The following is a 17789-nucleotide window of genomic DNA, read 5'->3' as shown; positions in this document are numbered from 1 at the left end:
TTAAAAATAACTATCGGTTGACTTTAGGATTGTTGGTTCTGCCAACAAGATAGTCAATAGAACAGTCTAAGTAATCAGCTAACTTAGCAATACTTTCAAGTCTTGGAAGATAACCGCCTGATTGCATGGAGGATAAAGTATTTTTACTTATATCGCAATCTGAAAGCATTTTACCAATGGCGATACCTTTTGATTTAGCAAGTGTCTTAATAGTAATCGCAACTTCTTGGGAATTATGCATAAAAAATAACCTCCTTTTTTGTTCAAAACGTAAAAATCCTAAAAACTTGGGAAAAAGTATTGTAATTCCTAAGTACTTGGGATATTATATAACTACGGTAATCAAATACCACTTCCCATATTAACAATCGGTGCACAGGTTGTCAATTAAAAGGGATATAGAAAGGATGAAACAACATGAATTTAAGCATTTTAAAAGCAGGTATTGAACTTGCAATAGTAATAGTTGACATAGCAATTTTGATAGCACTTAAGAAGAAAGGGGATAACGAATAATGGCAATTGGAGAAAACATTAAAGAAATCAGAATATCACAGGGAATGACACAAAACGAATTAGCAGCAGCATTAAATATCACCCAGTCAATGGTAGCACAGCTTGAACGAGGAACAAAGACATTAACACTTCCTCTTGGTGTTCAATTGGCACAGGTACTTCATACAACTTTAGATGAATTGATTAAATAGGAGAATTTAATTAAGAATTTTAACCGCTATACGGAGACAAGTTTTTAAAATTTTTTCTCCCATAATATATGTGAAACAAGAAAATTGAAAAAAGTACAGGAACAATAGGAGGATAAGAAGATGAATACAAATAGTGGAGATTGTAATACTGGAGATTATAACGTTGGAAATTACAACAGCGGACATTACAACGTTGGAAATTACAACAGTGGACATTGGAACAGTGGAAATTGGAACAGCGGTAATCGCAACAGTGGCGATTGGAACAGCGGTAATCGCAACAGTGGACATTGGAACAGTGGTGATTACAACAATGGTGATTGCAACAGTGGCGATTGGAACAGCGGTGATTACAACAGTGGCGATTGGAACAGCGGTGATTACAACAATGGTTGTTTCAATACAGAATCACCAAAGATTTTTCTGTTCAACAAACTTTCTGATTGGACATATCAGGATTGGTTGAAGTCGGACGCAAGAGATATTCTAACAAAATGTCCTTTAAATGTGTTTACTTGGATAAATAAAGAGGTTATGACAGATGAAGAGAAGAGACTTCATCCAGAATATTCAACAACAGGTGGATTCTTGAAGTACATTAAAAAAGAATCAAAAAGACAAGAGTGGTGGAATAATTTATCCTCATCTGATAAAGATGCTGTAATGAGTCTTCCAAACTTTGATAAAGAGATTTTTAGAGAAATTACAGGAATTGATGTTGAGATATAAAAACAACCAAAACTTTTAAAATTTTCTCCCATAATATATGTGAGACAAGAAAAAAGTACAGGAACAATAGGAGGATAAAAATATGAACAATTTAATAGCAGTTGATTTTGATACACAGATGGTATCAGCAAGAGAATTACATGAAAGTTTAAAAATAAAGAGTAATTTTACAACTTGGTTTAAAAGAATGTGTGAATATGGCTTTACAGAGGGAATAGATTTCAACCCGCTCACAAATGAGCAAGTTCAAAAAGAGGGAATAGACTTTTTTCCAAAAATGGAAAAAACCTCTGAAACAGGTGGCAGACCTCAAACTGATTATAACATATCAGTTGATATGGCGAAGCAGATTTGCATGATACAGAGAACACCAGAAGGTAAAGCAGTCAGACAGTACTTAATTGACTTAGAAAAGACATGGAACACACCAGAGCAAGTAATGGCAAGAGCATTAAGAATGGCAGACATGACAATTAATAAACTTAAGGAACACAATACACAGTTGCTTGAAGATAATCAGATGATGAAGCCAAAAGCAGTATTCGCAGATGCAGTAAGTACATCAGACACCTGTATTCTAATTGGTGAACTTGCAAAGATTATCAAACAGAACGGAATAGACATAGGACAGAACAGATTGTTCACATGGATGAGAAATAAGGGCTATTTAATCAGCAGAAAAGGAACAGATTACAATATGCCAACGCAGAGAGCTATTGAGATGAAATTATTCAAGATAAAAGAAACAGTTATAGCACATTCAGATGGAAGTACAAGAATTTCAAAGACTGTAAAAGTTACTGGTAAAGGGCAGCAGTATTTCATTAATAAATTCTTATGTACACAAGAATGTAGACAATCAGCAGAAGCATAGATTTAACAGGAGGTGTTAACTATGAGCAAAGCCACCAAATTACAACCAAAACAGGATGAGATGAAATTAACGCATACATTCATAAACGAGAATGAACACAGTATATGCAAAGTAAGAGTATTTCAGCCGGTACTTACTCCGGAAGAATACGAGAGAAGACACAAGATAATAGAAGATGCAGTTGCGAGATTTGCAAGACGTGTAATCGAAGAGAAAGGAAGTCTTTACTATGACAAAACTACTGATAAGTAAAAATGCAACACTTGAAAACATAATGGTGCTTTATGAAAGAGGATTTGAATTCATCATTGAGAACGGAATAATTACATACGCATTCAGAGAGGAATATTAGGAGGAACTGACACAATGAACAGAACACAGAAATTACAGCTTGTTTACTTACTGAACAGTTACAAGGTTGAGAACCTTAACACACTTGAATTAGCAATGAAGATGAAAGCAGAGGAATCATTCCAGGTACTTATAGAGAACCACTTAAGAACAATAGAGAGTTTAATAAGTATGCTTAACTGTGAGATACACGAAGAATTATAGCATGAAGATTACAGGGGGAAAAAGAGGATGAAAGAGCAGACACAGAGAAAGACAGTTGAAGAACTTAAGACAATCTACAATGACACTGACAAGTGGGAAGAGATATGGAATGACTTTAAAGAAGAGGTGATTGAACGTGCTACAGAAGATTATACTCCCGAGCAGAGAATCATGGTTAGAGCACAGAGATAGAATTGGTGGAAGTGATGCTGCATCAATAGTCGGTCTTAATCCATACAGAAGTAATATAGACCTGTATCGAATTAAGACCGGACAGATACAACCAGAAGACATATCAGACAAGCCTTATGTTAAGTATGGAACAGAAGCGGAGCAGTATCTTAGAGAACTTTTCAAGTTAGATTATCCGGAATATGAAGTTTTCTATGAAGAGAATAATATGTTCCTGAATGACAGATATCCTTGGGCACATGCATCACTTGACGGTTGGTTAAGAGATAAGCAGGGCAGAATGGGGATATGGGAATGTAAGACTACTAACATATCAAGTTCAACGCAAACACTGAAATGGAAGAACCGCATACCTGACAATTATTATATACAGGTGTTGCATTATCTAATGGTTACGGAGTTTGATTTTGTAATATTAAAAGCACAGCTTAAGTTTGATTATGGTGAAGATGTCTATTTACAGACTAAGCATTATAAGATTGAGCGAGCAGATGTTGAAGAAGATATTAAATATCTTGAACATGAAGAAAAGAAGTTCTGGAAGAATGTGACAGAGCATACACAACCGGCTCTACTACTTCCGGCAATATAGAAAAAATACATAGAAAAAGGAGATTATCACATGGAATTATTAGTAAGAGAGTATCAGAGACCAGAAAGCATTTTATTTAACTATGAGGAATTAAAGGCAGAGATTACAGAGAAGACAAAGATGTATGAAACACTGGTATATACAGATGACCAGATTAAAGATGCAAAAGCCGACAAAGCAAAACTTAACAAGTTAAAAAAGACTCTTAATGACGAGAGAATAAGACTTGAAAAGGAATATTTAGAACCATTCAACGATTTTAAGAGCAAGATTAATGAGATTATTCGCATCATTGATAAACCTGTGGCAGTTATTGATAAGCAGGTAAAAGAGTTTGAAGACAAGAAGAAACAAGATAAATATGATGCAATAAAAGCAATGTGGGAAGAATTGGAACATCCAAGTGAACTTACTCTTGAAAAAATATACGATTCAAAGTGGCTTAATGCATCAACATCAATGAAGAACATAAAAGATACTATGGTAGCAGCAGTTGAGAAGTTTAATCAGGATATGGCTACACTGTCTAATCTGCCTGAATTTGGCTTTGAAGCAACAGAAGTATATAAATCTACCCTTGATGTTAATAAGGCTATCTATGAAGCACAGAGAATGTCACAGATAGCCAAGGCAAAAGCAGAGCGAGAAGCAGAACTTGAAAGACAGAGAATAGAAAGAGAAGAGAGAGCAAGAAGAGCAGAGGAAGAAGCAAGAAAAATAGCTGAACAGGAAGTTAAGCAGGAATATCAGACACCAGATATTGTTGAGGTTGAAGAACCAGAACAAGTTATTGAAAGTACTGATAATAGCGTTAATGAAAAGACATGGGTATCATTCAGCGCACTGTTAACAACAGAAGATGCATACGCATTAAAAGACTTCTTTAACAGCAGAAATATAGAATTTAAGGCAATATAAGAAAGGTACAGGTGAAGGAATATGGTAAAGAACAGTTTAACCAATCAGAAAGCAAATCAGAAATTAGGAATTACAACATATCTATCTAATGATGCGGTAAAGAATCAGATTAATAGTATCGTTGGTGGCAAGAATGGACCAAGATTTATATCATCCATTGTATCAGCTGTTAATGCAAATAGTCAGTTACAGCAGTGCACTAATCAGTCAATATTATCAGGAGCATTACTTGGTGAATCACTTAACTTATCACCATCTCCACAGCTAGGACAGTATTACTTAGTTCCTTTTAATGACAGAGAAAAAGGAAAAGTTGCACAGTTCCAGCTTGGGTATAAAGGGTACATACAACTTGCTATTCGTTCAGGACAGTACAAGAAACTTAATGTACTTGCAATTAAAGAGGGAGAGCTTATCAGATTTGACCCACTGAATGAAGAGATTGAAGTAAAACTTATTGAAGATGAAGAGGAAAGGGAACAGGCTGAAACAGTTGGATATTATGCTATGTTTGAGTATACAAACGGATTCAAAAAGGCAATCTATTGGAGCAAGAAGAAGATGGAAGCCCACGCAATGAAGTATTCAATGGGATACAGAGCGAAGAAAGGATATACATTCTGGGAGAAAGATTTTGATGGAATGGCATATAAGACAATGTTAAGACAGTTAATAAGCAAGTGGGGAATAATGAGCATAGATATGCAGACAGCTATAGACGCAGATATGGCAGTAATCAACGCAGATGGAACTAAGAACTATGTTGACAATGAAGATGAGAATATAATTGAACAGCCTGCACAGACACAGCCCACAGATGATATTCCAGGACAGATGAATGTAACAGATTATCCGGAGATGGCACCAACACAGGATGCAAAAGCAGCATTATTTAGTTAATTAACAATAAAGTCCTGTACAGAGATGATTCTGTACAGGCAGTAATTTGGAGGATAGATAAGATGGAAAACATAATAGCAGAAACAGAGATAGAACAGCCAAAGAGAACAATAATACAGCAGTTGGAAGATTTTTGTACAGAATTCTGTATTAATTATTGCAAATATTCAAAAGAAGCAGCTAAGGCAATGGAAAAAGACAAAGTGTGTATACGCTGTCAGAATTGCCCTGTAAGCAGATTTTTCTAATTAGATGATAATTTAACCACACAACATATAAAAAGGTCTGTACGAGGACTACACAAAACGACAGACCTATGTAGAAAAGAAAGGAAGACATAGAATGAACAAAGTAATTTTAATGGGAAGATTAACAAGAGAACCGGAGATTCGCTATTCACAGGGAGACAATGCAATGGCGATTGCAAGATATACATTAGCAGTAAACAGAAGATTTAAGAGAGATGGAGAGCAGGCAGCAGACTTTATAAATTGTGTATCATTTGGCAAGATAGCAGAGTTTGCAGAAAAATATCTGCATCAGGGAACTAAGATTGTAGTCGCTGGAAGAATTCAGACAGGCAGTTATACCAATAAGGACAATCAGAAAGTCTATACAACAGATGTTGTTATTGAAGAATGTGAATTTGCAGAGAGCAAATCATCAAGTATAGGAGAAACACAAGGAAGACCAACACCAGAACAGACAAATGCAGACGGTTTTATTAATATACCTGATGGTGTGGAAGATGAAGGACTTCCATTCAACTAGAATTAATAACAGCGGGGTGACACAGAATGTACAAGAAGAGTAAATACAACAATAAAAAAGTTGAGATTGATGGAATTACATTTGACAGCAAGAAAGAAGCAAAGAGATACAGCGAGCTTGTAATAATGCAAAAAGCTGGAGAGATAAGCGAACTTAGAAGACAAGTCAAATATGTGCTTATCCCACAACAGAGAATGCCAGACATAACAGGACCACGAGGTGGAATAAAAAGAGGAGTGGTACTTGAAAAAGAATGTGCCTATATAGCTGATTTTGTCTATTTTGACAATCAGCTAGGCAAATATGTTGTTGAAGATACAAAAGGCTTCAGAACAGATGCATATATAATCAAGCGCAAACTTATGTTGAAGATTCATAATATCAGAATTCGCGAGATTTAGGAGAGTTAAAAGATGGCAGGTAAGAAGAAAGCAGAACAAGGATATATGAAAGTGTTAATTAATAAAGACACATATCTACTCCCAAGAAAATGCAGGACTTGTAAATATGCATATTTTGAAGCAGGCAGCAAGAATCAGACAATGTGCAATTACATGGCACTCACAGGCAAAGCGAGAGGATGCGACTACAACAACTGTACCAAGTATGAAAGTTCAAAAAGAAGAAAGATGGCAGTACAAAACGGGGGTGAGTGTACTAAACTGTAATTATAAAACACATGAAAAGAAAAGGGGACAGAGTATATGTCAGAGAATAAAAGATACTACTGGTTAAAACTTAATGAGGACTTTTTTGATGATGATACAATACAGTTCATTGAAGAGCAGGAAAATGGAATACTTTACAGCAACTTTTATTTAAAATTGTGCCTTAAATCGCTTAAGAATGAAGGGAAATTAATAAGATTAGTGGGAAATACGTTAATTCCTTATGATGTTAAAAGCTTATCAAAACTAACTAATGTTGATATTGATACAGTAAGAGTCGCAATGGAGCTGTTTAAACGCATTGGGCTTATAGAAGTTCTTGATACAGGTGAAATATATATGTCTCAAATTAACGAGATGATAGGAAGCGAGACAAATAGAGCAAAAGGTATGAGAGCACTAAGAGCCAGACAGAAAAGTGAACAGTTAGAAGTGTCACAATGTGACGCAAGTGTTACAACATGTGACGAAGAGATAGAGAAAAATAATATGCAAGGGGTAACAATGTTACCCAACTATGGTAACGATGTGTCAAAAATGTTACCAAGAGATAAGAGTATAGAGAATAGAGATAGAGATAAAGAGAAAGAGATAGATAAAGAGATAGAGAATAGAGATAGAGTATCAAGTAACGGTAAAACCGTTACTCCCTATGCCAACATCGTAAATCTTTATAATTCAATCTGTTTATCTTATCCAAAAGTAACAACAATATCAGACAGACGTAAGCAGGCATTAAAAGCAAGGCTTAATAAGTATACACTTGATGATTTTAAAAAAATGTTTGAGTTGGCTGAAGCATCTGACTTTTTAAAAGGCAGTAATAACAGAGATTGGAGTGCCAATTTCGATTGGCTGATTAAAGACAGTAATATGGCTAAGGTGCTTGACGGTAATTACAACAATTACACAAGAAAGAACGGAAACAGAAAAGAGGAGGTACAGGAACATGAACAACAGCAATGTGATGGAATTGAGTTTGAAAAACTCGATAGACTCATTGACAAAGGAGAAACACTCGACTCACTTAGAGAAACATCAATCGAAGCATATAACGGATTACCTGATTGGTTTGAAGCGTATGCACAGCACTACAACACGAAATACAACCCAGACGGAAGTGAAAAAGTACAAATGTGAGTTGTGTAAGGATATGGAGTTTATATATAACCCTGTAACCGATTCGGCAAAAGAGTGTAGTTGCAGACAGTTAAGGATACAAGAGCGCAGACAAGCTTTTGCAGATATTCCAGTACATTTTAGTAATATTACACTTGATACATTCAGAACAGATGTATATGAACAGTACAATAGATTACAGATAGCTAATATATTAAAAACTGTAAGATGCTACATAGATGAGTTTGAAGAACTTAAAGCAGACGGATTAGGGTTATATATCTATTCACATACAAAAGGCTCTGGTAAGACAAGATTAGCAGTTTCGATAGCAAGTGAACTGTTGAAGCAAGGACACAGAGTTAAATTTGCAACAGCAATATCAATTCTTAATGAGATAAAGGCATCATGGCAGAGAAACGACAGCAATATCAACGAAAGTACACTTTTAAATGACTTAACACAGACAGACATACTTGTAATTGATGATTTTGGACAGGAAAAAATATCAGAGTGGGTAAACAATGAATTTTATCACATAATCAATGAGCGTTACGCTCTAAGCAAAGTTACAATCTATACATCCAACTGCACACTTGATGAACTTATGTATGATGAGCGAATTACAAGCAGAATAAAAGAGAAAAGCATTATGTTAGAATTTCCAGAAGAAAGCGTAAGAGACTTAATCGCAAAGAATAACAATGACATGATGAAAAATAGAATACAGGAGATAAGGTAGTTAATGACTAAAACAATAGTAACAGCCATTTTAATAATAATAGCAGCAGTGTTAATAATATTTGATGATAAGGACAGGAGATATTAAAAGAATGACATTAAGAGAACTGTTAGAAACAGGGTATGCAGTTAGAAGTATAACTGCTGATATTAGAGACTACAGGGGAAACAAAGGTGGTTATCTGATTGATTGTTATCACATTGGACCTGATGAATGCGAGGATATGTTTGCAGATGATACTACAGAACCAAGATGGAAGACAATATGTAGACCAATCAATACATTAGACACCGGGAAAGATATTTATGGAGTGATTATTAAAGCAATTCCTAAACAACTGTTAGAAATGGAAGTCAAAGGTTGGGAATTATGGAGTAATAATAAACTTATGGTTAACCTTGCGGGTAATGATGAAGCAGTAGCAGTAATAGAGCAGAACAAAGAAAGTCTACCACTAAACGAGATTGATGGACAGATGAATATAGCAGATTACATAGGAGTGTGAGAATATGAGCGAAAAAATATACTGCTGGACAGATAAATTTGAAAAAGTATCACTTAGCGAGTGGGAGAATGGACCATTTGCGACAATTGAAGAATGTGTCAAAGACGCAGAAAGCGAATGTATCAATGGTGAAATTTACATCGGCGAGTTTTCAAAAGCTACAGTTGATGTCAACGAGCTGGAAGAAATACTCTACGATGCGGAAGTACACATGTGTGAGCAGGTCGGAGAAGTTGCAGAAAGTTGGAACATCTCAAGCATAAGGGGCGAATACGCAAACAGAGAGCCGATTTATGACAAATACAACAGAGAATTCAAACAACTTGTCATGGACTATATCGCAGAGATAGGCGAGGAACCAGAGTTTTTTGAACAGGTAGATATACACGAACGATGGGTAGGAAAGAAGGAGGAACAATGGCATGAAGTACAGGAAGAAGATAGATAAGTATGGAGAAGATAATATAATACGACACCTTAAAGATAAGATTGAGGACCTTGAATATGTAATCGAAGCTAAAGATTACGAGATTGAACGATTGGAGAATGAATTGAACGACATGAAAGAGCAGATATGTGACCTCATGGAAGAATTGGAGGGAGATTGATAATGAGCAAAAGAGCATCTAAGCAACACAACAGTTACAAGAATCTAAAAAAATCAGCATGGAAGACAATAACAAAGTCAATGAGAGAGGGAAAGCAGAATGATATATTACACAGTGTACCTGAACAAAAATGATGAAATAGTCGCTTTTGAAGATGCGTCACAATGTGCAGAACAGTTAAAGATAAGTCAAGGGGTAGCAGGATTCAGAACAATACTTTGTAGAACGAAAAAAGGACAACTTACAAAGTATACAATAGTGTGTGAAGATGTTAATGACTGTGATACAAGTAAAGCGCAACTTAGAAATTGGGAGATGAGTATGGACTACATAAGAGGGATGTCAACAAAGCAGATAGCAGATAAATACAATATCAGCCTGACACCTGTGCAAAATGTAGTTAAAGAAACCAAAACAGTGATAATTCCATTACTTAATGAGTGGGATAATGTATGCACATCATACAGACAGAGAACTAACACAAGTAACGGACAATAAAACATATATAGGGAGAGAAGATAATGAATTTTGTAAGAAATTATGCTATTGAGGCATTTAGATATTATGCAATAATAGGAGAACCAACTGAAGAAGAATACATAAAAACAATAAGAGACAGAGCGAAAAGACAGGTTGTATCGGTTAAAAACGCACTATCGGATGCAACACTGGAGAGAATGGAACAGATTGAAAGAGACCATGAAGCAGAGATGAGAGATGTGATTGCAGTAATTAATACATTTAAGCGATTAAGTGTGTTAAGACAGGGAAGAAATATTAAACGTGCAGTAAAAGAAGTGTATATGCATCCTGATTTCATCATGTGCAACAAGAAAGGAATAATCAGTAGGAATGTGTCAAGATTAAGCATTGCTTATCCATGTGGAGAGAGAAGCATCTACAGATGGCTTGATATGGCAGTTGAAATATTCGCAGAGGAGCGAGGACTTAGAGTATACAGGAAAGTGGCAAGAAAACAGTGTATTTATTAATGTTATAGAAAACTATGTATACTTTATAGCAATAACAAGCAAGAAAGCACGATTAATAATTAACAAGTTAGCTCAAAAAAGATATAAAAAAGTGTGTTTTTGATAAAAGTTGGCAGTACAAACACATTTCGGTATATTATAATTAACTTGTGAACAAGATACTGTTACTTGTTTTTGTTATTTTTTTAATACCCTCCTTTTAAGTATAAATATTAGCGGCAATACCCTCAACAATGTTGGAATGTTGGGGGTATTGTTGTAAGTGGCAAAGAAATGGCAGCATAGCAGAGAGGCGGTGATAGTATATGCAAAGAACAGAGAAGATGCAGGAGGCAAAGAGACTGTACCAGAAAGGTGAGAGGCTTATAGACATAGCAAAAAAATTAAATGTTCCGGATGGAACAGTAAGAAGATGGAAACATGTTCAGAATTGGGACGAACGTTCGGACAATCCCTACAAAGAATGGCAGAAAAAGAAAGAAGAAGAGAAGATAGTAAAAGAAGTAAGGACCATATCAGAGAACAGCAATTTGACGGATAAACAGAAACTTTTTTGCGTTTACTATGTGAAGTCTTTCAATGCAACAAAATCATATCAGAAAGCGTATGGATGCAGTTATGAAAGTGCGTGCGGTAACTCTGGTAAGCTGATTAAGAATCCTAACATAAAAGCAGAGATAGAGAGATTAAAACAGAACAGGCTTAATAGGGAATGGCTTACAGAAGATGATATCTTCCAGAAGTATATGGATATAGCATTTGCAGATGTGACCGAATATATGACATTTGGAAGTGAAAAAGGAAGAGATGAAGAGACAGGAGAAGAGATTACACGCAATTATCTTACATTCAATGACAGCACCAAGATTGACGGAACGTTAATAACAGAGATATCAAATGTAAAAGGTGAAGCTAGAATCAAACTTGCTGACAGAATGAAAGCATTGCAATGGTTATCTGACCATCTGAACATAGCAACAGAAGAACAGAAAGCAAGATTAGCAGTGATGAGAGCCAAACTTGATACAGAAGATGATGAAGAGACAGCGGATGACGGATTTATTGATGCATTAAACGCATCAGCAGGCGAGGATTGGGAAGATGAAAAAGAAGATTAATCAGGTATTTCAGTTCAGACCATTTTCGAGAAAACAGCGCAAAGTATTGAATTGGTGGTGTGATAGTTCACCAGTAAGCAAAAAAGATGGAATAATAGCAGATGGAGCAATCAGAAGCGGTAAGACTGTATCAATGTCATTATCCTACGTTATATGGACAATGACTAAATACAATGGACAGAACTTCGGTATGGCAGGAAAGACAATAGGGTCATTTAGAAGAAATGTATTGTTCTGGTTAAAGCTCATGTTAAAGTCACGAGGATACAAGATAACAGATAACAGGGTAGATAACCTTGTTATAGTGGCAAGAGGCAATACAATCAATTATTTTTATATATTTGGTGGCAAAGATGAGAGGTCACAGGACTTAATACAGGGTATAACACTTGCCGGAATGTTCTTTGATGAAGTTGCACTTATGCCACAGTCATTTGTTAATCAGGCAACAGGACGTTGTTCTGTTGAAGGTAGTAAGTTTTGGTTCAACTGTAATCCGGATGGACCTGAACATTGGTTTAAGAAAGAGTGGATAGATAAGACAGATGATAAGAATCTTATATATCTGCATTTTACAATGGATGATAATCTAAGCCTTGCAGAAGACATTAAAGCGAGATATAGAGCAATGTATACAGGAGTGTTCTATAAACGTTATATATTGGGTCTGTGGGCAATGGCAGAGGGTGTCATATATGATATGTTTGACAAAGCAAAGCATACGTTTGAGACAATGCCAGAGATTACACCATTTAACAAATATGTGTCATGCGACTATGGTACGCAAAATGCAACAGTGTTTTTACTGTGGGAAAAGGGCATAGACGGAGTTTATTATTGTACAAGGGAATATTATTACTCTGGACGTGAAAACAAGATACAGAAGACAGATAACGAGTATATTGAGGACCTTAAGAATTTTCTTGGGGGAATATCAATTAAAGCAATGATAGTTGACCCATCAGCAGCATCTTTTATAGCAGCATTAAGGCAGAACGGAATTAATGTTATTAAAGCCAAGAATGACGTACTGAATGGAATAAGATATACAGGAAATGCGCTTAATGAGAACAAAATAAAGATAAATATTAAATGTGAGAATACAATTAAAGAATTTGCATCGTATGTGTGGGATGAAAAGGCATCATTACAGGGAGAAGATAAGCCAGTTAAAGATTTTGACCATGCGATGGATGCAATGAGGTATTTTGTGACAACAATACTTGCAACAAGGACAGTTAAGATAGGCAATAAGGCAAACTTCCCAGGATTATAGCAGAAAGGAGTATACATGTACAAATTAACATATCCAAAAGAGAACTTTGATGAACTTATGATAGACAAGAATATAATATTAAGGCTTATAGGCAAGCATGAAGCAATGTCAGAGAAACTTAATACCAATATGCGATACTATCTTGGAGAACACAGCATAAAAGAGAGAACAATGACAGCTGGAGTACCAAACAATAAAGTAGTATGCAATCATGCAAAAGAGATTACAGACACAGCTACAGGTTATTTCATGGGTAATGCAATCAGTTATAAGAATACCGCTGACGCAGACTTAGAGCCTCTTTTAGTAGCTTTTGATGATGCACAGGTAGATGATACCGATTCAGATAATGCGCTTAATATGAGTGTGTATGGCGTGGCTTATGAGTATGTTTATGTAGAGGACGGAACAACAACACTTAGAACTAAATCACTTGAACCGGAGCATACTTTCATGGTGGTTGACAGTTCGATTGAAGAAAAAGAACTGTTTGCCTGCTACTACTACCTGATTAAAGATGATATATATGACAAATATTGTTATGTGGCTTATATTATGACAGAACATTATCTGTACAGACTTGTAATAGAGAACAGCACAACACTTGTACAGGCAACGATAGAACAGCCGATAGTACATAATTTTGGCGAGATACCACTTATCGAATATGATAATAATAAATATCAGATAGGAGATTTTGAACAGCAGATACCACTTATTGACGCATATAATAAGCTCACAAGTGACAGAGTGAACGACAAGGAACAGTTTATCGATGCGATACTTGCACTGTATGGGGTAAGCCTTGGAGATGGAGACGAGGGAACACAGGCGGCTAAGAGATTAAGACAGATGAAGCTGTTGGAACTTCCGGAAGATGCCAAAGCAGAATATCTTACAAGACAGATGGATGAGAATGGAGCAGAGATATTAAGAAAAGCACTTAAGGAAGATATATATACATTCTCACATGTACCAAACTTGACAGACGAGAACTTCGCAGGCAACAGTTCCGGTGTTGCAATGGAATATAAATTATTAGGTCTTGAGATGATAACCAAGACAAAAGAGAGATATTACAGAAAAGGATTAAGAAAGAGAATAAGACTGTTTAGTAATTTCCTTGGACTTATGAATATAAGAGTTGAAGCAATGAGTATAGTTCCTGTATTTTCAAGGTCACTTCCTAAGAATCTGTTAGAACTTGCACAGGTAGTTGGCAATCTTAAGGGAACAGTAAGCCAGAAGACATTGCTTACACTGCTGCCATTTGTAGAAGATGTTGACAGCGAGATTGAAGAACTTGAAGAAGAAAAGCAGGCAGGAATGGAAGAACAGCAGAATATATTCGGGCAGACAGCCAATGATAAGCCAACAGAGGGAGATGTAGCAGTTGGAGAAGACAAAGAGTAGTAAATATTGGGAGAACAGAAAAGAATGGCTTATATATCATCAGATGGAAAGCGCAGACAAGACAGCAGACAGGATAGGAAAGTTATACTACAGGGCATATCTTGAAATAGAGAAGAAGATGAATAATGTGCTTGACAGGTTCGCATTTAAGTATAGAATGAGTAGAGAGCAGGCACTTGACATATTAGAAAGGCTCAACAACAAGAATGATGTTGACGAGCTGATAAAAGAATTACGTCTACATGGCGATAACATAGATATAAAAGAACTAAGTATGATGATGGATTCACCGTCATACTGGTATCGTATTAATGCACTTAAAGACACAATGGCAGAAGTCGACACTGTCATGAAGCTTGTATATAATAACGAGCTTGCAGTGTCTACAGAGCATTATAAAAAAGCAGCTAACGACAGCTTTCTTAAGAACACATATACTTTACAGCAACAGACAGGATACGGTTATAGAGTATCAACATTGCCACCAGAGACAGTAAGCAAACTGTTAAAGAGTAAATGGAGTGGGGCTAATTATTCTAAGCGAATATGGAATAATACAACAACACTAGCCGGGGACTTAAAGACAGAACTGCTTACAAGTGTTCTTATGGGAAGAACCGAGAGCGAGACAATGAAGATATTTCTTAATAAGTTTGCTGTTGGAGCAAATAACGCTAGAAGACTTATAAGGACTGAATCAGCCTACATATACAATCAGATGGACACAGAAGCCTATAAGGAAAGTGGAATAGAATATTACAGATTTGTGGCAACATTGGACTTAAAGACATCGAAAGTGTGCCAGGAGCTTGATGGAAAAGTATTTAAAACAACCGATGCGCAGGTTGGGGTAAACTTCCCACCAATGCATCCTTGGTGTAGGTCTGTGACGATTGCAAACATTGATGATAATACTTTGAAGACACTTGACAGGCGAGCAGGGAAAGAGAAAGTTCCTGCTGATATGACGTATAAAGAGTGGGAAGATAAGTTTGTTGTATCATTGAAAGATATGAATGATGTGCAAGAGTATAGACCGATACAAAGAAGTGAGAATACCACCGACATTATACGAGGTAAGAAAAGAATAGTAGTAAGAAATATAGAAAACTCAACCTATAAGGGCGAAATAGTAATATCAGATAGTGTAAAAGTTAAACCTAGACAAATGCATGATACAGAAATGTTATTAAACAAAGCATTAAAACTTGTAGGTGAAGATGATAACTTACCTAAATGCGTAATTATATCTTCGGAAGAAATGCAAAATAATGCGGTCTGTACATATAAAGCAATAAATAATACATTGTATATTAATTCAGGCACATTAGATGTCGATAAATTGGTAGAGTTACAAGAATCAATGGCTTGCCCTAATAATCCAATGAGTACATATGTGCATGAACTTATTCATTGGAAAGATGCACAGGAATATAAAAAATACAACACATTGGATAATCAAGGAGAATACTTGAAAAGTTTGAGAAAAAAGAGTAAAAAAAGGCTTGATAAATTAGAAAAGCAAGGGTATGATATATTAAATATAAGCAGGTATGCTTCAAAAGCATACAATATAGGCAAATATGATGAAACTTGGACGGAATATCGTGTATTAAAGCTATTAAAGGAGAGTGAGTAGAATGAGTTTACCAATTTTACCAGAAGTAAGTGAGTTATTAGACAAAGTTGAACCATATTTAAATGAAAAACATGAATTGCCAGAAGATGCACCAGAAGAGATAAAGGCTGCATTGGAAGAAGCAAGAAGATTATCTAGGGAACAGGAAGAATTTGAACTAAGCTTATAAAATTTAAAGAATAGTATAAATACAGAAATACCACCAGTCAGAAAGGGCTTGGTGGTATTGTTTTTATCATCTTATAGAGAAGTTCGAAAAATAAAAAACCATTAGAAGTGGAAAATGTAGAAATTGCGATATTCATGTCATATTGTGAGAGTATGATGAAAATAATCGTGTTGATTAGTGTAAAAATTTAAGAAAAATTCCTTGATTTTTACATGAAAAACAATTAGTATTTGCACAAAAAAGGCTGTGAATTTATCGCTCACAAACTTACTGGAACAAAAGGAACAGAATTTGTTGTAGTTCCCAGTTGTTGTTTGATATAGTACCAAAGAATAGCAGGTCAATAGACCTGTTATTTTTTTATCAAAAAGCACAAAGTTGGCAGTACAAACACTTTTGACTAGATTATAATATACTCATAACACGAAGGGAGAGAGCAAAGATGAACGAAGTAACTATTTTTAACAATGAGGAATTTGGAACAATCAGAACAGTAACTATTGATGCGAAAACTTATTTTTGTGCAAGTGATATAGCTAAAGCATTAGGATATAAACGTCCAAATGATGCAATATCAGCACATTGTAGGGCTACGGTGAAATACAGTACCCCTATTAGTGGGAAAATACAAGAAGTGAATTTCATTCCAGAAGGTGATGTTTATCGCCTTATTGTAAGGTCACAACTTCCGAATGCAGAAAAATTTGAGTCATGGGTTATGGATGAAGTGCTTCCGTCAATTCGCAAAACAGGAACATATTCAATTCAGAAAAAAGAAACACCACAGGGAAGAGAACTGCTTGCACTTGCAGTCCTTGAAGCACAAAAAGTTATCGAAGAACAGACTTTACAGATTGAAGAAATGAGACCGAAAGCAGATTACCATGATGAAGTACTTAACAAGAAGAATCTGATAGCAACAACAATAATAGCCAAGGATTTAGGGTTTACAAGTGCAATTAAGTTAAACAGATATCTGCATGATAGAGGAATTATCTATAAGAATCAGTCTGGTGTATGGTGTCCTTATGCAAAGTATGAATGGCTTATAGAGGAAGGATATGCAGATTATCAGAGTTGTAGTGTAGAGGGAAGCCTACCAACTCTTAAATGGACTGAAAAAGGCAGAAAATGGATAGTTAATCTATGCCAGAATGGAATTGCATTATATAACTAGCTCTCTCTTCAAATTAATATAGATATAGCAATAGCAGACCATAACAAAAAACTTCGGTCTGCTATTGTTTTTGGTGAAAGTTGGCAGTACAAACACTTTTCAATAGATTATGATATTAGTATAAA

At 35.6% G+C, this 17789-nt stretch carries 29 protein-coding genes; 28 read left to right on the top strand and 1 reads right to left on the bottom strand.

Going from position 1 to position 17789, the window contains the following annotated elements; genetic code table 11:
• Positions 1 to 10: 10 nt before the first annotated feature.
• Complete coding sequence (locus tag KQI85_RS02070; RefSeq protein ID WP_216574442.1) at positions 11 to 241, bottom strand: helix-turn-helix domain-containing protein; 231 nt, start codon at positions 239 to 241, stop codon at positions 11 to 13.
• A 274-nt stretch (positions 242 to 515) separates the two neighbouring features.
• Here KQI85_RS02070 and KQI85_RS02065 point away from each other — a divergent pair, with 274 nt between their 5' ends.
• The 28 genes from KQI85_RS02065 (at position 516) to KQI85_RS01940 (ending at position 17664) form a co-directional block, all read left to right on the top strand.
• Positions 516 to 707 carry a helix-turn-helix domain-containing protein gene (locus KQI85_RS02065; RefSeq protein ID WP_216574441.1) on the top strand — a complete coding sequence of 64 codons (192 nt, stop codon included), beginning with the start codon at positions 516 to 518 and terminating at the stop codon, positions 705 to 707.
• Between the two features lie 120 nt (positions 708 to 827).
• Positions 828 to 1436 carry a hypothetical protein gene (locus KQI85_RS02060; protein WP_216574440.1) on the top strand — a complete coding sequence of 203 codons (609 nt, stop codon included), beginning with the start codon at positions 828 to 830 and terminating at the stop codon, positions 1434 to 1436.
• Positions 1437 to 1518: 82 nt separating this feature from the next.
• Positions 1519 to 2310: a phage antirepressor KilAC domain-containing protein gene (locus KQI85_RS02055; protein WP_216574439.1), complete on the top strand. Its 792-nt coding sequence runs from the start codon at positions 1519 to 1521 to the stop codon at positions 2308 to 2310.
• Positions 2311 to 2331: 21 nt separating this feature from the next.
• Positions 2332 to 2562, top strand: a complete 231-nt coding sequence (locus tag KQI85_RS02050) for a hypothetical protein (protein WP_216574438.1) — start codon at positions 2332 to 2334, stop codon at positions 2560 to 2562.
• The gene (locus KQI85_RS16795) at positions 2540 to 2662 is read left to right on the top strand and encodes a hypothetical protein (RefSeq protein WP_256448176.1); all 123 of its coding nucleotides are present in this window, start codon (positions 2540 to 2542) and stop codon (positions 2660 to 2662) included. Before KQI85_RS02050 ends, KQI85_RS16795 begins: the two co-directional genes overlap by 23 nt.
• A gap of 14 nt (positions 2663 to 2676) precedes the next feature.
• On the top strand, positions 2677 to 2865 hold the full coding sequence (locus tag KQI85_RS02045; protein ID WP_216574437.1) for a hypothetical protein: 189 nt from the start codon (positions 2677 to 2679) through the stop codon (positions 2863 to 2865).
• A gap of 27 nt (positions 2866 to 2892) precedes the next feature.
• Positions 2893 to 3057 (top strand): hypothetical protein, encoded by a 165-nt coding sequence (locus KQI85_RS02040; protein WP_216574436.1) that lies wholly within the window; start codon positions 2893 to 2895, stop codon positions 3055 to 3057.
• Positions 3002 to 3649 (top strand): YqaJ viral recombinase family protein, encoded by a 648-nt coding sequence (locus tag KQI85_RS02035; protein ID WP_216574435.1) that lies wholly within the window; start codon positions 3002 to 3004, stop codon positions 3647 to 3649. The genes KQI85_RS02040 and KQI85_RS02035 overlap by 56 nt, the downstream gene beginning before the upstream one ends.
• A 30-nt stretch (positions 3650 to 3679) precedes the next feature.
• Positions 3680 to 4567, top strand: a complete 888-nt coding sequence (locus tag KQI85_RS02030) for a DUF1351 domain-containing protein (protein WP_216574434.1) — start codon at positions 3680 to 3682, stop codon at positions 4565 to 4567.
• Positions 4568 to 4588: 21 nt separating this feature from the next.
• Complete coding sequence (locus tag KQI85_RS02025) at positions 4589 to 5467, top strand: recombinase RecT (protein ID WP_216574433.1); 879 nt, start codon at positions 4589 to 4591, stop codon at positions 5465 to 5467.
• A gap of 62 nt (positions 5468 to 5529) precedes the next feature.
• On the top strand, positions 5530 to 5715 hold the full coding sequence (locus KQI85_RS02020) for a hypothetical protein (protein WP_216574432.1): 186 nt from the start codon (positions 5530 to 5532) through the stop codon (positions 5713 to 5715).
• Positions 5716 to 5809: 94 nt separating this feature from the next.
• Positions 5810 to 6238, top strand: coding sequence for a single-stranded DNA-binding protein (locus KQI85_RS02015; RefSeq protein ID WP_216574431.1), 429 nt, complete (start codon positions 5810 to 5812; stop codon positions 6236 to 6238).
• A 26-nt stretch (positions 6239 to 6264) separates the two neighbouring features.
• Positions 6265 to 6639: a DUF1064 domain-containing protein gene (locus KQI85_RS02010; protein WP_216574430.1), complete on the top strand. Its 375-nt coding sequence runs from the start codon at positions 6265 to 6267 to the stop codon at positions 6637 to 6639.
• 12 nt (positions 6640 to 6651) lie between these two features.
• Positions 6652 to 6906, top strand: coding sequence for a hypothetical protein (locus tag KQI85_RS02005; RefSeq protein ID WP_216574429.1), 255 nt, complete (start codon positions 6652 to 6654; stop codon positions 6904 to 6906).
• 36 nt (positions 6907 to 6942) lie between these two features.
• Positions 6943 to 8046, top strand: a complete 1104-nt coding sequence (locus KQI85_RS02000) for a phage replisome organizer N-terminal domain-containing protein (RefSeq protein WP_216574428.1) — start codon at positions 6943 to 6945, stop codon at positions 8044 to 8046.
• 13 nt (positions 8047 to 8059) lie between these two features.
• On the top strand, positions 8060 to 8767 hold the full coding sequence (locus KQI85_RS01995; RefSeq protein WP_216574427.1) for an ATP-binding protein: 708 nt from the start codon (positions 8060 to 8062) through the stop codon (positions 8765 to 8767).
• Between the two features lie 91 nt (positions 8768 to 8858).
• On the top strand, positions 8859 to 9272 hold the full coding sequence (locus tag KQI85_RS01990; protein WP_216574426.1) for a hypothetical protein: 414 nt from the start codon (positions 8859 to 8861) through the stop codon (positions 9270 to 9272).
• A gap of 4 nt (positions 9273 to 9276) precedes the next feature.
• A complete protein-coding gene (locus KQI85_RS01985) occupies positions 9277 to 9720 on the top strand; it encodes a hypothetical protein (protein WP_216574425.1) in 444 nt (147 codons plus the stop codon).
• Positions 9695 to 9880: a hypothetical protein gene (locus KQI85_RS01980; protein ID WP_216574424.1), complete on the top strand. Its 186-nt coding sequence runs from the start codon at positions 9695 to 9697 to the stop codon at positions 9878 to 9880. The genes KQI85_RS01985 and KQI85_RS01980 overlap by 26 nt, the downstream gene beginning before the upstream one ends.
• 2 nt (positions 9881 to 9882) lie before the next feature.
• Positions 9883 to 10014, top strand: a complete 132-nt coding sequence (locus KQI85_RS16790) for a hypothetical protein (RefSeq protein WP_256448175.1) — start codon at positions 9883 to 9885, stop codon at positions 10012 to 10014.
• Positions 9980 to 10378, top strand: coding sequence for a hypothetical protein (locus KQI85_RS01975; protein ID WP_216574423.1), 399 nt, complete (start codon positions 9980 to 9982; stop codon positions 10376 to 10378). The genes KQI85_RS16790 and KQI85_RS01975 overlap by 35 nt, the downstream gene beginning before the upstream one ends.
• Positions 10379 to 10401: 23 nt before the next feature.
• Positions 10402 to 10872 (top strand): hypothetical protein, encoded by a 471-nt coding sequence (locus KQI85_RS01970; RefSeq protein ID WP_216574422.1) that lies wholly within the window; start codon positions 10402 to 10404, stop codon positions 10870 to 10872.
• A gap of 323 nt (positions 10873 to 11195) precedes the next feature.
• The gene (locus KQI85_RS01965; RefSeq protein ID WP_371820519.1) at positions 11196 to 11990 is read left to right on the top strand and encodes a terminase small subunit; all 795 of its coding nucleotides are present in this window, start codon (positions 11196 to 11198) and stop codon (positions 11988 to 11990) included.
• On the top strand, positions 11974 to 13266 hold the full coding sequence (locus KQI85_RS01960) for a PBSX family phage terminase large subunit (RefSeq protein ID WP_216574420.1): 1293 nt from the start codon (positions 11974 to 11976) through the stop codon (positions 13264 to 13266). The genes KQI85_RS01965 and KQI85_RS01960 overlap by 17 nt, the downstream gene beginning before the upstream one ends.
• Positions 13267 to 13281: 15 nt before the next feature.
• Positions 13282 to 14679 (top strand): phage portal protein, encoded by a 1398-nt coding sequence (locus KQI85_RS01955; RefSeq protein ID WP_216574419.1) that lies wholly within the window; start codon positions 13282 to 13284, stop codon positions 14677 to 14679.
• A complete protein-coding gene (locus KQI85_RS01950; protein WP_253293711.1) occupies positions 14660 to 16318 on the top strand; it encodes a minor capsid protein in 1659 nt (552 codons plus the stop codon). Before KQI85_RS01955 ends, KQI85_RS01950 begins: the two co-directional genes overlap by 20 nt.
• Before the next feature lies 1 nt (position 16319).
• Positions 16320 to 16487 carry a hypothetical protein gene (locus KQI85_RS01945; protein WP_216574418.1) on the top strand — a complete coding sequence of 56 codons (168 nt, stop codon included), beginning with the start codon at positions 16320 to 16322 and terminating at the stop codon, positions 16485 to 16487.
• A 442-nt stretch (positions 16488 to 16929) separates the two neighbouring features.
• The gene (locus KQI85_RS01940) at positions 16930 to 17664 is read left to right on the top strand and encodes a phage antirepressor KilAC domain-containing protein (protein WP_216574417.1); all 735 of its coding nucleotides are present in this window, start codon (positions 16930 to 16932) and stop codon (positions 17662 to 17664) included.
• The last annotated feature ends 125 nt before the right edge of the window (positions 17665 to 17789 follow it).

The organism is Falcatimonas sp. MSJ-15 (genome assembly GCF_018918265.1).
Lineage (GTDB): Bacteria > Bacillota > Clostridia > Lachnospirales > Lachnospiraceae > Falcatimonas.
Note: the sequence above shows the minus strand (reverse complement) of the source record. Positions and strands in the feature narration are given on the sequence as shown.

Bases quoted from the DNA above. Each gene is read 5' to 3' on its own strand.
- KQI85_RS02070 (WP_216574442.1), bottom strand. From the start codon at position 241: ATGCATAATTCCCAAGAAGTTGCGATTACTATTAAGACACTTGCTAAA.
- KQI85_RS02065 (WP_216574441.1), top strand. From the start codon at position 516: ATGGCAATTGGAGAAAACATTAAAGAAATCAGAATATCACAGGGAATG.
- KQI85_RS02060 (WP_216574440.1), top strand. From the start codon at position 828: ATGAATACAAATAGTGGAGATTGTAATACTGGAGATTATAACGTTGGA.
- KQI85_RS02055 (WP_216574439.1), top strand. From the start codon at position 1,519: ATGAACAATTTAATAGCAGTTGATTTTGATACACAGATGGTATCAGCA.
- KQI85_RS02050 (WP_216574438.1), top strand. From the start codon at position 2,332: ATGAGCAAAGCCACCAAATTACAACCAAAACAGGATGAGATGAAATTA.
- KQI85_RS16795 (WP_256448176.1), top strand. From the start codon at position 2,540: ATGACAAAACTACTGATAAGTAAAAATGCAACACTTGAAAACATAATG.
- KQI85_RS02045 (WP_216574437.1), top strand. From the start codon at position 2,677: ATGAACAGAACACAGAAATTACAGCTTGTTTACTTACTGAACAGTTAC.
- KQI85_RS02040 (WP_216574436.1), top strand. From the start codon at position 2,893: ATGAAAGAGCAGACACAGAGAAAGACAGTTGAAGAACTTAAGACAATC.
- KQI85_RS02030 (WP_216574434.1), top strand. From the start codon at position 3,680: ATGGAATTATTAGTAAGAGAGTATCAGAGACCAGAAAGCATTTTATTT.
- KQI85_RS02025 (WP_216574433.1), top strand. From the start codon at position 4,589: ATGGTAAAGAACAGTTTAACCAATCAGAAAGCAAATCAGAAATTAGGA.
- KQI85_RS02020 (WP_216574432.1), top strand. From the start codon at position 5,530: ATGGAAAACATAATAGCAGAAACAGAGATAGAACAGCCAAAGAGAACA.
- KQI85_RS02015 (WP_216574431.1), top strand. From the start codon at position 5,810: ATGAACAAAGTAATTTTAATGGGAAGATTAACAAGAGAACCGGAGATT.
- KQI85_RS02010 (WP_216574430.1), top strand. From the start codon at position 6,265: ATGTACAAGAAGAGTAAATACAACAATAAAAAAGTTGAGATTGATGGA.
- KQI85_RS02005 (WP_216574429.1), top strand. From the start codon at position 6,652: ATGGCAGGTAAGAAGAAAGCAGAACAAGGATATATGAAAGTGTTAATT.
- KQI85_RS02000 (WP_216574428.1), top strand. From the start codon at position 6,943: ATGTCAGAGAATAAAAGATACTACTGGTTAAAACTTAATGAGGACTTT.
- KQI85_RS01995 (WP_216574427.1), top strand. From the start codon at position 8,060: ATGGAGTTTATATATAACCCTGTAACCGATTCGGCAAAAGAGTGTAGT.
- KQI85_RS01990 (WP_216574426.1), top strand. From the start codon at position 8,859: ATGACATTAAGAGAACTGTTAGAAACAGGGTATGCAGTTAGAAGTATA.
- KQI85_RS01985 (WP_216574425.1), top strand. From the start codon at position 9,277: ATGAGCGAAAAAATATACTGCTGGACAGATAAATTTGAAAAAGTATCA.
- KQI85_RS01980 (WP_216574424.1), top strand. From the start codon at position 9,695: ATGAAGTACAGGAAGAAGATAGATAAGTATGGAGAAGATAATATAATA.
- KQI85_RS16790 (WP_256448175.1), top strand. From the start codon at position 9,883: ATGAGCAAAAGAGCATCTAAGCAACACAACAGTTACAAGAATCTAAAA.
- KQI85_RS01975 (WP_216574423.1), top strand. From the start codon at position 9,980: ATGATATATTACACAGTGTACCTGAACAAAAATGATGAAATAGTCGCT.
- KQI85_RS01970 (WP_216574422.1), top strand. From the start codon at position 10,402: ATGAATTTTGTAAGAAATTATGCTATTGAGGCATTTAGATATTATGCA.
- KQI85_RS01965 (WP_371820519.1), top strand. From the start codon at position 11,196: ATGCAGGAGGCAAAGAGACTGTACCAGAAAGGTGAGAGGCTTATAGAC.
- KQI85_RS01960 (WP_216574420.1), top strand. From the start codon at position 11,974: ATGAAAAAGAAGATTAATCAGGTATTTCAGTTCAGACCATTTTCGAGA.
- KQI85_RS01955 (WP_216574419.1), top strand. From the start codon at position 13,282: ATGTACAAATTAACATATCCAAAAGAGAACTTTGATGAACTTATGATA.
- KQI85_RS01945 (WP_216574418.1), top strand. From the start codon at position 16,320: ATGAGTTTACCAATTTTACCAGAAGTAAGTGAGTTATTAGACAAAGTT.
- KQI85_RS01940 (WP_216574417.1), top strand. From the start codon at position 16,930: ATGAACGAAGTAACTATTTTTAACAATGAGGAATTTGGAACAATCAGA.